The sequence below is a fragment of the Nitrospira sp. genome (assembly GCA_029194665.1).
Taxonomy (GTDB): domain Bacteria; phylum Nitrospirota; class Nitrospiria; order Nitrospirales; family Nitrospiraceae; genus Nitrospira_D.
This window is the reverse complement of sequence record JARFXO010000007.1, coordinates 186981-201318: the sequence shown is the minus strand read 5'-3', so window position 1 is coordinate 201318 and position 14338 is coordinate 186981. Positions and strand designations below refer to the sequence as shown.

Here is a 14338-nt window from a genome sequence, read left to right as displayed (position 1 = left end):
ACGCGTTTAGGGGTGAGAGCCCGGTCAAAACAGAGAAAGGAAGCCCCCCATGCTCAACATCATTATCGCCGTCATGATTCTCCTTGTCGCAACGCTGCTGATCTATGCTGCCACGAAACCAGATACCTTTCGTCTTCAGCGTTCGACGATCATCAACGCGCCGCCGGAGAAGATCTTTCCGTTCCTCAGCGACTTCCAGCATTGGCTGGTCTGGTCGCCTTGGGAGAAGCTGGACCCAGAATTGAAACGATCCTTTAGCGGTGCGTCCCAAGGCAAGGGCGCGCAGTATCAGTGGGAAGGCAACAGCAAAGTGGGCACAGGGGGCATGGAAATCATGGAGGCAGCTCCTTCGAAGATCAGGCTGAAATTGGATTTCCTCAAGCCGTTCGAAGCCCACAACTTCGCCGAGTTCACGCTGGAGCCGCGAGGCGGAGTCACGAACGTCACTTGGGCCATGTACGGCGCGCAACCCTTCATGGCGAAGGTCATGAGTCTCTTCATGAATTGTGAAAAGGTGGTCGAACCGCAGTTCGAGACCGGCTTGGCCAATCTCAAAACGATCGCTGAACAATGAGGAGGACCACTCCCATGCGTTACGTCGATGGATTTGTCTTGCCCGTTCCGAAGAAGAACCTCAAGTCGTATTTTCAGATAGCCACGAAGGCCGCCAAGATCTGGAGAGAGCACGGCGCGCTGGAATACCGTGAGTGTGTCGGCGACGACATCAAGGTGAAGATGGGCCTCCCGTTTCCCCGATTGGCCAAACTCAAAGCCGGCGAGACGGTGGTGTTTTCATGGATCGTCTACAAATCCCGCACGCATCGCGATCGGGTGAACGCCAAGGTCATGAAGGACCCTCGTATCAGTGGAATGTGCGACGGGAAGGCTATGCCGTTCGATGTCAAGCGCATGGCCTACGGTGGGTTCAAGGTGCTGGTCGATATGAGGTAACTGGGAAGAACGGCGGCAGAGAAACGAAAAGGTGATGCTGTGAAGATCCAAGGAGACGGAAGGATACAACATATCGGGTGGCCGACCGGCATCGTCGGCCTGCTGCTCTTCCTTAGTCTCGGACTGGAGTTACTCGCGCATCAAGTGTTCGGAAAGACCGATCTGGGCACTCTGCTTTGGGCGCTCTATTTGGATGCCTGGAGCTTTGTCCTGGGCACGCTCGGGTTTCTGCTTCTCGCCGTACGATGGTTCGTGGAGTGGCGACATATTCGAGCGAGCCAGGGGGTGAACGGACCAGAACGAAATCTAAACGAGTTGTGGTCTGTCGATTTCAGTCGCGCTCGTTCGACTAATGAGTAAGAAGCCCACAAGTCTCCTTAGAACGATGCGCTAACACGAGGAAGAGAGGAAGGACACCATGTTCAAGATCATCACCCTCACCATCATCGTTCTGGTCGCGTCGGTGCTGATCTACGCCGCGATGCAGACTGACACCTTTCGCGTTCAGCGCACCGCGAGCATCAACTCACCGGCGGATAAGATTTTTCCGCTCCTCAACGACATGCGTAGCTTCAATACCTGGAACCCTTATGAAAAGAAGGATCCCAACATGAAGGGGGCCTACAGCGGTCCTCGCAGCGGCAAAGGCGCTGAGTATGCGTTCGACGGTAACAAGGAAGTCGGCAAGGGAAACATCGAGATTACCGAGTCATCGCACCCTTCCAAGGTTACGATGAACTTGAACATGATTGATCCCTTCGAGGCCCACAACGTCGTCGAGTTTACGCTCCAACCGGTGGGTGATGGTACCAATGTGACCTGGTCTATGCAGGGCTCCTTGCCGTACATCGCGAAGGTCATTCACCTGCTCTTCGATATGGACCGCATGGTCGGCAAAGATTTCGAGGCCGGCTTGGCCAATCTCAAAACGATCGCTGAAGGATAAGTGACATCGCATGCACTACATTGATGGATTTGTATTCTCTCGGCCGAAGAAGCACCTGAAAGTCTATGTGCACACGAAAGAGGAATTGTGATGCGAAAGCTGATCGCTGCGATGAAAGTTTCGGTGGACGGGAAGATCGAGGGGCCGGAGGGATATGCGGATTGGGTAGAAGCGTGGTCGGACGACTACGGCATGATGTCTCAAGTCGACGCATGCCTGCTTGGAGCAGGCATGTACCCCGGCTACGAGCAGTATTGGACCGCGATACAGAATGAGCCTGCCAAACCCCTACCGATGACCGGCAAGGCGCCGACGTCGGCTGAGATCGAATGGGCCCGCTTCGCCGCGCAGGTCCCCCACTATGTCCTGTCTAGCACACCGACTTCGGTACGTTGGCCGAAGACGAGTTTCGTCCGGAGACTCGAAGACATCACTGCCCTCAAGCAGCGGCCTGGCAAAGACATCTATCTCGTTGGAGGTGCCCACACGACAGAGAGCTGTATTGAAGCCGGGCTGGTGAATGAACTCCGGCTGATTGTGTATCCCCTGATCGCCGGTGGAGGAAAGACGCTCTTTGCAATGATGACTCGTCGTCACGGACTTCAACTACAGAACGTTCAGCAGGTGCAGGGTGGTCGTGTCAGCCTGATCTACGGAGTCAGCTAACGGCCCGGGTTAGAAAATGGACTGTCGATTTCTTAGATTATTGATCAGTTCAATCTTGTCTCAATATGGAGATATGACATGACGGAAATCCTTCATCGCGTAGGAATCAAGGCTGGTCCTGACAAGGTTTTTTGGGCGCTCTCGACGATCGAGGGACTTGCTCTTTGGTGGACGGAGAGCACGAGAGGGGTCGCTGACGTCGGCAAAACCATAGAATTTCAATTCCATGATCTCAATGGGAAGATTATCGGTGGATTCGAGATGGAAGTGTTGAAGCAAGAGCCATTCAAAAAGGTTCAGTGGAAGTGTGTCAAAGGGCCTGAGGAATGGATCGGGACGGAAATCGGCTTCGATTTGAAACAAGAAAACGAATTCGCGATCGTGTTGTTCGGCCATCGCAACTGGAAGGAGTCCGGTGAGTTTACCGCCCACTGCAGCACAAAGTGGGCCGTGTTTTTGATGAGTCTCAAGGAACTCGTCGAAACCGGTAAGGGCAGACCTGCTCCCAGAGATATCAAAATCGATAATTGGAACTAGGAGATCACTCATGGCAAGTCCAATTGTTTTTGTCGCCTTGGCCGCAGTCCTCGCGTTCGCTTCGCTCGGGGGAGGCCTGTACGAATATCTGGTCATCGACCCCTTTTGGCCTCGTCGACCGGACCTGGTCCAGCCGCAACGCGGGGGCATCAACCGCAAGCGCTTCTGGATTCCTGCTCACACGACGTTCGAATTATTGCTGATCGTCGCGCTGATTGTCGTTTGGAACGAATCAACCGTCCGGACGCCGCTGCTCATCGCCCTGGCCGGCCATGCTGCGATGAGAATCTGGTCTGCATTCGACTTCATCCCACAGGCCTTGGCTTTCGAGAGGATGGATCCGGCTGCCATCGAAGCGGATGCCGCTCGATCCTGGACTCGGCGAAGCAGGGGCCGGTTGCCGCTCGACCTCGTAGTCTGCGGCGCGATGCTCACCGCCTTGGTGTCCGTAGCCCGGCTTGGATGAGCAGGAATGGCCTGAAATCCCACATGAGAGGGTCGTGAATACAGTAGGAGGCAACCATGGTCAGCAAAATCTTCGTCAATCTTCCCGTCAAGGATCTCAGCAAATCGATGGATTTTTTCAAGACGATCGGTTTCTCGTTCAATCCGCAATTCACGGACAAGAACGCAGCCTGCATGGTCATGAGCGACGACATCTACGCCATGCTGCTGACCCACGACAAGGTGAAGGAGTTTACGAAAAAGCCGATAGCCGACGCACACAAAACGCTTGAAGTGCTCACGGCACTTGCCGTTGAGAGCAAAGCGAAGGTGAACGAGCTCGCGGACAAGGCAATCAAGGCCGGCGGGAAAGAAGCCTACGCGCCTAAAGACTTCGGCTTCATGTTCACGAGAAGCTTCGAAGACCCGGACGGCCATATCTGGGAACTGTTCTGGATGGACGAGACGCAGGTGCAGGAAGAATAGGCACTGATCATTGCGAGCACACGCTTGCTACTTTACTCAACAACTCAATACTTAGCCCACAAGGAGGCCGCCATGCAGTTGAAACAATTCGCCGTGACCACATTATGTCTCATGCTGATCGCCTCGCCGGTTATGGCGAAAGAGAAGAAACACGAGAAGCCCATGGATGAGAAAGCAATGATGGAGATGTGGCAAAAATTGGCCACGCCCGGCGAGCCCCACAAACAGCTCGCAAGTCTGGCCGGGAGCTGGACCACAACAACCAAAGAATGGATGGAACCCGGCAAGCCTCCCATGGAATCAAGCGGCACGGTCGAAATGAAGTCGGTCCTGGATGGACGGTTTCTCCAGCAGGAGTTCACCGGCAGCATGATGGGCCAACCGTATTCGGGCATCGGGACGACCGGCTATGACAACTTGCGCAAGAAGTATGTGTCGACCTGGATGGATTCGATGGGCACGGGAATCTTCGTCATGGAGGGCACGGCGAGCTCCGACGGGAAAACGATTACACTACGAGGCTCACATCCTGAGCCGGGTGGCGGCCACATGACCCATCGGGCGGTTTGGAAACTCGTCGATCAGAACAGCCAGATCTTCGAGATGTACGGGGCCCACAAGGGCGAGAAGGAAATGAAGGAAATGGAGATCACCTATGCGCGTAAGCAGTAGTGAGACGGTCTGAAGAAAGGGAGCCCCTCATCTTTGGATTCACCTGCGACATCGATCGTCACCCTGTCGAACAACCCCGCTCGTTCATCAAAGAGGGAACTATGAGCACGCCAACACCACAACCTGATTACATGTTACTTTTTCGCGGCACCGACTGGTCGAAGCAGCTGCCGCCGGAACAACTTCGAAAAGTCGTGTCTGACTGGGCTACGTGGTTCGAATGCCTCGTGCAGGAAGGGAAATGCACAGACGGCCATCGATTGCACCGGGAGGGCAGGCTTGTTTCCGGCAAGAACGGACGCATCGTAACCGACGACTCGTTCGCCGAATCCAAGGAAACCATCGGCGGCTACTTTTACCTGTAGGTCGCAAGGCTAACACGGGTTCATACGTCAAACTGCAGGGTATCCGTATGTGGTACCGCCGGCGTTTTCAATAGAAAGGCTGACTTCCTGGCATGTCCGATCGCCGGACACAGGTCACGTTTCGGCCCGGCTAATGCTGAAAGATTAGTCAAACGGCTCGTGCACGATGGACTGATCGCTGTTGCGCAAGAGAAAAGGGGTAAGCTCCCCTAAATCCAGTCCCGAGGCTCGGCGTCTCAGATGTACTGACCTCCATACACCACCTTGACACTGGGACCCTCCTGCGGAGCAAAGTGCGCCTGGGTGCAGCTCAAGAATGCAGGCGATGAGCATGTTACTTCTTTAAACAAAGCCGTGAGGGAGATAGTCATGAAGCAGCTTGACGAAGCCTATGGTTGTCCTACGTTGATGGTTCTGTGGTCGGTCCTTACGTTGTTCTTTCCTGTTTCGCTCTATGCGGTAGAGACGCTGCCTCCTTACAACGCCGATCTCTCTCAGACTTCCCTGTCAGGCGTATCTTCCGGCGGCTATATGGCGGTTCAATTCCATGTCGCGTATTCCAGCATGATCAAAGGTGTGGGGATCATCGCCGGTGGGCCTTACAACTGTGCCGAAGACAGCGTATGGAGGGCCACGCATAACTGCATGGATCCTGATTCATCCTATCCGTTACCAGATCTTAACCATTTGATAGCCACAACCGACGAGTTGGTTCGCTCACGTGACGTGGACGATTCCGTCCATTTGAAGAATGCGAGGGTCTGGCTCTTTTCCGGGACCAACGACACGATCATCCATCAGCCTGTCATGGATGCTTTGAACCGATATTACGAGCACTACGTCGACCCAGCCGACATCGAGTACAACAATAACTTGCGCGCAGGGCACGGCATGATTGTAGAGGACAGTACGGCAAACGCCTGCCCGACCTCTGAGAGCCCTTACATCAATAATTGCTCGTATAGCGCCGCAGAACACTTGCTGAAACACATTTACGGTTCTCTTAACCCGCCATCGCGCGAGCTAAGCGGTACGTTTGTTGAATTCGACCAAACGGAGTTCCTGGGCGGCGATGCCTATTCACACGGCATGCGGGACTCCGGCTTTGCTTATCTCCCTCGTTCTTGTGCTTCGACTAGATGTCGCGTACACGTAGCATTTCATGGCTGCCTCCAACACTACGATGCAATCGGGGATCGATTTTACAAGAAGGGTGGGTACAACGAATGGGCTGACAGCAACGACATCATCGTCGTGTATCCACAGACCATTGCCCGTTTCGGATGGAACTGGAAGACTTTTTGGACTCTCGGCTATATTTTCAACCCGAATGCCTGCTGGGATTGGTGGGGTTACGATGATTCCGATTATTACAAGAAAAGCGGCAACCAGATCGTCGCGGTCAAGGGGATGCTCGCCCGTTTGGCTTCGCCTGGAAGGTGAACAGAACCGTGAATCACGTGACAGGGGAGAGTTCTAAAGCATCAAAAGCCTGCCCGCTATTCGCGCAAGGCAGCCCCGAAAGGGAGCAATGAACATGTTTTAGGTTAGGCAGCATAGACGGAATCAAGGGGCACCAACATGACGCAAGCCACGAAACCCCAACTACCCATCGGATACAGCAGGCGGTGGAAACAGAATGACAGGAGTCATCAGACAAGGAGGTACCGACCATGATCTGTGTGACGGGAGCAAGCGGGACAGTAGGCAGTGAGGTGGTCAAGCAACTGGGAACAGCCCACGCGCCGTTTCGAGCCGGGTACTTTTCTCGCCGGACGGCAGAAGCTGCACATACACGAGGGATCGACGCGGTCGTTATCGACTACAACAGACCCGAGACCCTTCGCGCAGCCTTTCAGGGGTGTGACAAGTTATTCCTGCTTGGGCCGACCCTGCCGAATCAAACGCAGCTCGAACTCAATGCCGTCGAAGCAGCAAAACAGGGAGGCATCCCGCATATTGTCAAGCAATCGGTCATGGCTGCCCACGAAGAGAGGTACACCATCGCGCGCGTCCATCGGGCCGTCGAGAGGAGAATCGAATCCAGCGGGATGGCCTGGACGTTTCTTCGCCCGAACAGCTTCATGCAGAATGCGGTCACGTTCATGGGCGGCACGATCAGAGCCGAATCGGTGTTCTACAGTTCCAGTGGAGACGCACGAATCAGTCATGTGGATGTGCGGGACATCGCTGCGGTGGCCGTTCGAGCACTGACCGGCACGAACCACGAGGGGCAAGCCTATACGCTTACGGGACCGCAGGCACTGACGTATGACGAGTTAGCCGGCGAGCTTTCGAAGGCGCTCGGGCGAACGATCCGCCACATCAACCTTCCCCCGGAAGACATAAAGGCCGGCATGCTGGCTCAGGGCACGCCCAACGAGATCGCCGACTGGCTCATCGACCTTGAACGGTTTTATCGAGAGGACGGTGCAAGCCGTGTCACCGACGACATCAAGCGCGTGACTGGGGGTGATCCGCGACGGTTCGGGGACTTCGCCCGCGACTATGCATCGGTCCTCCAGCCCGTCTAGGAGGATCGCAGATGAGCTTCAGCGGCGACATCATAGAGATTCCTCGTCGGTCACACACCTAAGATGTTTCTGAGCACTGCATAAGGAATCGTTTATGAATCTTCCGCCCTACCATGTCGGGTTCACCACCTTTGATGAACAGATCCGCATCGACCGGATGACAACCCTCTCACTGTAAGAGCGTCTATCATGGACACTGTTTTGCGGCTCCTTCGCATTGGCTTTCGAACAGCCGGCATTTTGGCGCTTCTAGGAATCGTAGCCCTCGTGATTTCGTTGATGCTACCCATCAAAATTTGGCGAACCGGAGAAGTTCTCTCGGAACCGATCCAACTTCATCCTGCCGAACCCTTCTCTACTTCTCCTATCCGGGTTTGGATCGACACCGATGCCGCCTGTGGGCTTGGCCAGCGGACCGATCCGGATGATTGTTTTGCAATTCTGCTCCTTGCGCAACAGGGTCATGTCCAACTTGTTGGCATTTCCACAATTTTTGGAAATGCCCCCCTCGACGGAACGGATCGCACGACGCGCGATCTGATCGCTCTCCTCGAAACCAGCAGACGGCGTGCGATCCCGGTATACCGAGGAGCATCCGAGCCAATCAAGCAAGAAGAAGCGATCGAAAGCATTCGGCCACGGGAAGCGTCTGAAGCGTTGCGCAAAGCTCTTGAAGAAGAACCCCTCGCCATTGTCGCCCTAGGCCCGCTGACGAACATCGCGCTTGCATTGAAGGACCGTCCCCAACTGCAAGTCAACGTGACGCGACTCGTTGCAGTGATGGGTCGTCGAAAAGGGCATGTATTCCATCCAGTCGAAGGAGGCACGGCACACTCGTTCTTGGGACATGGTCCAATTTTCAGAGACTTCAACTTGACGGAAGACGAACAAGCCGCCGCGATCGTTCTCGCGATGGGTTTGCCCCTGACACTCCTTCCCTACGAGGCGGCGAGGGATATCCTTCTGGATGCTTCGTGCCTCGACAAGATGGACGCACGAGGTGGGGCTGCTGCATGGGTCGCCCATCATGCCCGCCCATGGCTCACCTATTGGGAGGAGGACATCGGCGTTGACGGCTTCTATCCGTTCGATCTCCTGGCCGCGGCCTATATAGTTGAGCCTTCGCTCTCGCGTTGCGCGCAGGTACCGGTCGCCATCGAAGATGATACCTGGTTGTTCGGCTGGCTCGGGTATCGTGGATTGTTTATCGAGTCGGAGCACGAAACCAGATCCCAACTATTGGCTTCCGGTTCGGCTCTGTACTGTCCCAAGGTGTCAACACATCTATACACTTGGCTGGTGGAGCAGTTGACGGATGTACGTGGAAGAGATCGCCTGTGAATGACACATCCAGCAGAGGGCAGGATGACGCGGAAGAAAGACTGCTGAGCATTCGCGCGAAGTTGAGGTCGTAGGGTGCCGTACAACGAGAGGACAGTGTTCCATCGAGTGATCTTCCATCGTTACGTGCGGTTGTGGATGGCCGTCGCGTTATTGTTTGCCGGGCTGCTCGGCCTTGCCGAATATCAACGGAATCCTCTAAACGATCCTGATCAAGCTCAACAACGCACGGGTGTGCTTTTGCCGCCAAGACAAGGACTGGCGCCGAAGGTGCCGGCCATGAGTTTCACCGACCGGCCGACGGTGATCATTTTTGATCGTGATTTGACCGGACGACACCTGTTTCACGATCTGGCCGACCAATCCGACCTTACGAGAAACGCGGAACTCGTGGTCGTCACTCACGATGGGTCACGGCCTATTATTGAAGCGCGCATTGATCGCGTTCTAGTCGATCCGGATGAGGCCGTAGCCGGGGCCTTTGAACTACGCAGGCCGATCGATGGCGGCTATCCGGTCGGATACGTTCTGGTCGACTCATCCGGCTTCATACGATTCCGCACTCTCGACCCTGGATACGATCGACGAGCGTGGGAGATCAAACTGCTGCTCAGCGAGATGTAGTGGTGGGTCACGAACATGATTATCCATTCCCGCATGTGGTCCTGGTCGTTGTTCATTGCAGCGGAAGTATTTCTCTACATATCGTATCGTCAGAATGACGGACGGTTCCATTGGTTCCTGCATTTGTTTGTGGGCGCCTCAACCGTGCCCATCATGATGGCGCTTATCATGTGGCTGTCAGGGCGCATCCTCCGATATCCTTTGCGATGGATCTTTGTCGGCCATGTCGTCGCCATGTTTCCTGACATCCTTTGGAACTTCTTGATGGGGACCCATGAACCATGGATGGATATGTTCTTGGGGCATATCAGCGCTCACTTTATTCCCGGCCGGAATTGGACCTGGTACGCCGTCTTCCTCGCGAGCTTAGCATGTTATCTGTATCAACTGGCCATGAAGGAAGCAGCGGCTGGAGCTGGGCAACGTCGGAATGTTTAAGAAAGAACGACACAAGTCGCTGAAGGCACGGTATCAAACAGTGGACTTTTCATGGCCGGCGCGAGTCATTGTTTTCGCTGCTGTTCTCTCGTTTTATTTGCATGGTTGCACCCATACCGCTCCCTTTCGGGATAGCCAAGGGCGGATCATCCCAGGGAGTATTGCCGCCATGGAGACTGTTTCTATCGGCGGCATCCCACAACAGCTCTGGTTTCGAGGCATCGATACGCACAATCCGGCTTTGCTGATCTTGCACGGCGGTCCAGGGGTCAGTGAGGCGGCCCTCTATCGCTATTTCAATTCCGAGCTGGAACAGCACTTCTTGGTGGTGAATTGGGAGCAGCGCGGAACGGGACGCTCCTTCCGCACCGGCATTCCACCGGAATCGATGACGATCGCACAGTTTCTCCGCGACCTGGATGATGTCGTCGAATTGATCCGGAAACGATTTCATAAGGATCACGTCGTCTTACTCGGCGAATCCTGGGGGACCGCTCTCGGCACGATCTATGCCGTTCACCATCCGGAAAAGGTTGCAGCCTATGTGGGGATTGGACAGGTGGCCAATATGCCGGAAGGTGAGCGACTCTCGTACGCCTACGCGATAACACAGGCGAGAACAAGCGGCAATGAGAAAGCGGTCAAAGAGCTGAACACTATCGGACCTCCTCCCCACACAGTCGATGAGATGTTGATCTCTCGCCGCTGGGTGGAGCGATTCGGTGGTTCGTTCCATACCAATCTTTCGACCGGCAAACTAATTTGGGCGGCGCTGAACACCGACGAGGCCAACGTTATCGACCTCATTCTGTTCGGACGTGGTAATCGCTTCTCGTTGGAGCATCTCTGGCCTGAGTTCTCACGGCTTGATCTCACCATCTACAACAAGTTCGAGATGCCCGTGCTTTTTCTGCTCGGTCGTCATGATTGGCAAGTTCCATCGACGCTCGCAGCTTCATACTTCGAGTCCATCGATGCTCCAAGCAAACAACTGATCTGGTTCGAACGCTCCGCCCATCACCCGCCGTTCGAGGAGGCCGAGACGTTCAATAGAGTCATGATCGAGGCTGTCCTTTCGCTGGTAGCGGGCCAACCTACCGGCCGATACGAATGGATACCAATAAATTAAGGTACAGAGTCGGCTGTCTGGAGGAGAAAGAAGATGAACTTCAAACCTTGACTATAAAAGTTAAGCGGCATGTCGATTTCGTCATCAGCGAGCGACTATGGTATGAAAACCACCATGTAAGCCAAGATTCGAGGCTTAATAACCAACAAGGAGGCCACCATGCAGTTGAAACCCTTGGCAGTGACCACATTGTGCATCATGCTGACTGCCGTGCCAGTTTTCGCGAAGGAGAAGAAGCACGAACAACCGATGGATCCGCAGGCGATGATGGAAGTCTGGAAAAAGTTAGCGACACCCGGCGAGCCGCACAAGCTGTTCGCAACATTAGCCGGCAGCTGGACGACTCAGACCAAGGAGTGGATGGAGCCGGGCAAGCCGCCGACGGAATCCACCGGCACGGCGGAGATGAAAATGGTGCTCGATGGGCGATTTCTCTATCAAGAGTACAACGCCCAAATGATGGGGCAGCCCTTCTCTGGGATCGGGCTCGATGGGTACGATAATCTGACCAAGAAATATGTGACCGCCTGGATCGATACGATGGGGACCGGCATTTTCTTCATGGAAGGCACGGCGAGCGCCGATGGTAAGACCATTACGCTGCGAGGCTCACATCCTGAGCCGGGCGGCGGCAAGATGACGCACCGTGCGGTCTGGAGACTCGCCGATGTCAACAACCCAACGTTCGAGATGTACGGCGCTCATGGAAAGGAAAAAGAAATGAAGTTCCTGGAGATCATCTACAGCAGGAAACCGTAATCGGACGACGAGTTGACGAAGCGGCTGACGGCTGCCCGCCGAAAGCCGATCATCACGAGGAAGGGGTCATTTATGAGCAGCATTTGCCTGCTGGTCGGCACCCGCAGCGGGATTTGCCCAACGGTTTTATCGGTAGAGGTGCAGACGCTCGCGTGACGTTACTCGTTAACCGTTATTCGTGAATCGCAAGAATCATGATTCGCTACGTTTAACAATTCACGTTTAACGAATAACGTGCTGAGCAAGGAGCCAGCGCCCATGGTTCGAGTGATATTGCCACAGCATTTGCGGACCCTGGCGCGCGTCAACGGTGAAGTGACTCTTGATGTCGACGGTCCGGTGACGCAACGGGCGGTCCTCGACGCGCTTGAAGCCAGCTATCCGGTGTTACGGGGAACTGTCCGTGATCACGTGACGCTCAAACGCAGACCGTTTATCCGTTTCTTTGCCTGTGAGCAGGATCTGTCCCATGAATCGCCGGATGCTCCCCTGCCCGACGCCGTTGTCACGGGAAGCGAGCCGTTCCTGATCGTGGGAGCCATGGCGGGAGGATAGTTCCCGCACAGAGAAACCAAGAATAAGTCACCCGAACAATCAACCGAAAGGAGCACGCGATGAACAAGCCGGTCAAGCCGATTCCAGATGGGATGCATACTGTGACCCCGCACTTGGTGTGCGCCGGTGCCGCCGATGCAATTGAATTTTACAAGAAGGCCTTCAATGCCGTGGAGCTGTGCCAGGTACCAGGACCAGAGGGAAAACTTCTCCATGGCCTGATCCAAATCGGCAACTCTCCCATCATGCTCGTCGATGAATTTCCCGATCACAACTCATTCGGGCCGAAGTCGTTGAAAGGTTCGCCGGTCACCATCCATCTCTATGTCCAAGATGTGGAGGCGGTCTTCAACCAAGCCGTCGCATCCGGCGCGAAAATCATGATGCCGGTCGCAGACATGTTCTGGGGAGATCGTTATGGCCTGCTGGAAGATCCCTTTGGGCACCAGTGGTCGATCGCCACGCACGTTCGAGACGTCAACCAAGAAGAATTGAAGGAGGCGGCAAGAAAGGCCTGCGGCTGACCGTTCGAGTTACATCAGAATACAGCCTCATTCACAGTCCACGTGCGAGGAGAAAGGGACACAATGCCTACTATACAACGAATTACCCCTTGCCTGTGGTTCGACGACCAAGCCGAAGAAGCGGCACAGTTCTATCTGTCGATATTCACGCGTTCGAGGATGGGTCCCATAACACGCTATGGAGAAGCCGGCGCCCACGTCGGACGGCCGAAGGGATCGGTGATGACCGTCACGTTCGAGATCGAAAACCAGGAATTCGTGGCCTTGAACGGCGGCCCTCTCTTCAAATTCACCGAGGCAGTCTCGTTTATGGTGAAGTGCGAGACGCAAGCTGAAATCGACGAGATGTGGGACAAACTCTCCCAAGGCGGGGAACCTGGGCCATGTGGCTGGCTGAAGGATAAGTATGGGCTCTCATGGCAAATCGTCTCTCCGGAATGGGACAAGATGCTGCGAGACAAAGATCCCAAGCGATCCGAACGAGTGATGGAGGCCATCCTGCAAATGACGAAACCGGACCTTCAAAAGATCCAACAGGCTTACGACGGCACGTGAAGCATCGTGGCCGGGCCTATTGCCATGGCTCAGTGGCGACATCGCCTTCCTCGCGCTGTATCACGGTAGGATGCTCAGGAAATTGTGGGTAGCATCACGCGCACTCATGTGGTAGCGTGACGAGTAACCCAGCAACATAGTCTGGAACCGATCGCCCGTCCTGTCGCGCATCCGGTCCCGCGACCCTTCCAGTCTACACACGAATCACTTCTCACAGGAGGTCCCAATGAGACGCCCATACCTATTCTTTGCGCTGTCTACTTGGAGCGCAGTTCTCTTGTTATCGACGGTGGCTGCATGCGCCGGAGACCAGAAGAAAGGAGCCTCAGCGACGACGGTCTCGAACGGAAAACAAGTGAGCCTGGAGTACACCCTGAAACTGGACGATCAATCAGTCGTCGATACCAACGTCGGTAAGGAACCGTTAAGAGTCACTCAGGGCAGTCATCAAATTATTCCTGGGGTCGAGAAACAGATCGAGGGGATGGCGGTCGGCGAGAAAAAGAAGTTCTCGGTAGCCCCAACCGACGGCTACGGCACCGTCGATCCGAAAGCATTTCAGGAGATCGACAAAAACAAAATACCGGCGGATGCTCAGAAGGTTGGAGCACAGTTGGAGGGAAAAACCGCTGAGGGGAAAAAGGTTTTTCCGCGTGTTTCCGAAGTGAAAAACGATACGGTCGTCCTGGATTTCAACCATCCGCTGGCCGGCAAAACACTCCATTTCGATGTCAAAGTCCTGGACGTCGCGCAAGCATCATCGAAGTAATTTCATCCTGTTGGTGCGGGGCGGTAATCGCCCCGCACAAGAT

Annotated in this window: 21 protein-coding genes; all 21 read left to right on the top strand. The window is 54.8% G+C overall.

What is annotated here, in order from left to right; all coding sequences use genetic code 11:
* Positions 1–49: 49 nt before the first annotated feature.
* The 21 genes from P0119_20730 (at position 50) to P0119_20630 (ending at position 14295) form a co-directional block, all read left to right on the top strand.
* A complete protein-coding gene (locus tag P0119_20730; protein MDF0668482.1) occupies positions 50–574 on the top strand; it encodes an SRPBCC family protein in 525 nt (174 codons plus the stop codon).
* Between the two features lie 14 nt (positions 575–588).
* Entirely contained in the window at positions 589–951 is a 363-nt protein-coding gene (locus P0119_20725; GenBank protein ID MDF0668481.1) for a DUF1428 domain-containing protein, read from the top strand.
* A gap of 39 nt (positions 952–990) precedes the next feature.
* Positions 991–1311 (top strand): hypothetical protein, encoded by a 321-nt coding sequence (locus P0119_20720; protein ID MDF0668480.1) that lies wholly within the window; start codon positions 991–993, stop codon positions 1309–1311.
* 58 nt (positions 1312–1369) lie between these two features.
* A complete protein-coding gene (locus P0119_20715; GenBank protein MDF0668479.1) occupies positions 1370–1897 on the top strand; it encodes an SRPBCC family protein in 528 nt (175 codons plus the stop codon).
* A gap of 90 nt (positions 1898–1987) precedes the next feature.
* Positions 1988–2563 carry a dihydrofolate reductase family protein gene (locus P0119_20710; protein MDF0668478.1) on the top strand — a complete coding sequence of 192 codons (576 nt, stop codon included), beginning with the start codon at positions 1988–1990 and terminating at the stop codon, positions 2561–2563.
* A 78-nt stretch (positions 2564–2641) separates the two neighbouring features.
* The gene (locus P0119_20705; protein ID MDF0668477.1) at positions 2642–3100 is read left to right on the top strand and encodes an SRPBCC domain-containing protein; all 459 of its coding nucleotides are present in this window, start codon (positions 2642–2644) and stop codon (positions 3098–3100) included.
* Positions 3101–3110: 10 nt separating this feature from the next.
* Positions 3111–3566: a hypothetical protein gene (locus P0119_20700; protein MDF0668476.1), complete on the top strand. Its 456-nt coding sequence runs from the start codon at positions 3111–3113 to the stop codon at positions 3564–3566.
* Between the two features lie 56 nt (positions 3567–3622).
* Positions 3623–4030: a hypothetical protein gene (locus tag P0119_20695; GenBank protein ID MDF0668475.1), complete on the top strand. Its 408-nt coding sequence runs from the start codon at positions 3623–3625 to the stop codon at positions 4028–4030.
* A 72-nt stretch (positions 4031–4102) separates the two neighbouring features.
* Positions 4103–4702: a DUF1579 domain-containing protein gene (locus P0119_20690; protein ID MDF0668474.1), complete on the top strand. Its 600-nt coding sequence runs from the start codon at positions 4103–4105 to the stop codon at positions 4700–4702.
* Positions 4703–4803: 101 nt separating this feature from the next.
* On the top strand, positions 4804–5067 hold the full coding sequence (locus P0119_20685; protein MDF0668473.1) for a hypothetical protein: 264 nt from the start codon (positions 4804–4806) through the stop codon (positions 5065–5067).
* Positions 5068–5436: 369 nt separating this feature from the next.
* Positions 5437–6510: a hypothetical protein gene (locus P0119_20680; protein ID MDF0668472.1), complete on the top strand. Its 1074-nt coding sequence runs from the start codon at positions 5437–5439 to the stop codon at positions 6508–6510.
* A gap of 230 nt (positions 6511–6740) precedes the next feature.
* Entirely contained in the window at positions 6741–7601 is an 861-nt protein-coding gene (locus tag P0119_20675) for an SDR family oxidoreductase (GenBank protein MDF0668471.1), read from the top strand.
* A gap of 189 nt (positions 7602–7790) precedes the next feature.
* Positions 7791–8942 carry a nucleoside hydrolase gene (locus P0119_20670; protein MDF0668470.1) on the top strand — a complete coding sequence of 384 codons (1152 nt, stop codon included), beginning with the start codon at positions 7791–7793 and terminating at the stop codon, positions 8940–8942.
* Between the two features lie 75 nt (positions 8943–9017).
* Positions 9018–9566, top strand: a complete 549-nt coding sequence (locus P0119_20665) for a hypothetical protein (protein MDF0668469.1) — start codon at positions 9018–9020, stop codon at positions 9564–9566.
* A 15-nt stretch (positions 9567–9581) separates the two neighbouring features.
* Positions 9582–10004 carry a hypothetical protein gene (locus tag P0119_20660; protein ID MDF0668468.1) on the top strand — a complete coding sequence of 141 codons (423 nt, stop codon included), beginning with the start codon at positions 9582–9584 and terminating at the stop codon, positions 10002–10004.
* On the top strand, positions 9997–11133 hold the full coding sequence (locus P0119_20655; protein MDF0668467.1) for an alpha/beta hydrolase: 1137 nt from the start codon (positions 9997–9999) through the stop codon (positions 11131–11133). The genes P0119_20660 and P0119_20655 overlap by 8 nt, the downstream gene beginning before the upstream one ends.
* A 159-nt stretch (positions 11134–11292) precedes the next feature.
* The gene (locus P0119_20650) at positions 11293–11892 is read left to right on the top strand and encodes a DUF1579 domain-containing protein (protein MDF0668466.1); all 600 of its coding nucleotides are present in this window, start codon (positions 11293–11295) and stop codon (positions 11890–11892) included.
* A gap of 258 nt (positions 11893–12150) precedes the next feature.
* On the top strand, positions 12151–12447 hold the full coding sequence (locus P0119_20645) for a MoaD/ThiS family protein (protein ID MDF0668465.1): 297 nt from the start codon (positions 12151–12153) through the stop codon (positions 12445–12447).
* A gap of 59 nt (positions 12448–12506) precedes the next feature.
* Complete coding sequence (locus P0119_20640; GenBank protein ID MDF0668464.1) at positions 12507–12971, top strand: VOC family protein; 465 nt, start codon at positions 12507–12509, stop codon at positions 12969–12971.
* Between the two features lie 63 nt (positions 12972–13034).
* A complete protein-coding gene (locus P0119_20635) occupies positions 13035–13526 on the top strand; it encodes a VOC family protein (protein MDF0668463.1) in 492 nt (163 codons plus the stop codon).
* 226 nt (positions 13527–13752) lie between these two features.
* Complete coding sequence (locus tag P0119_20630; protein MDF0668462.1) at positions 13753–14295, top strand: peptidylprolyl isomerase; 543 nt, start codon at positions 13753–13755, stop codon at positions 14293–14295.
* Positions 14296–14338 lie beyond the last annotated feature (43 nt).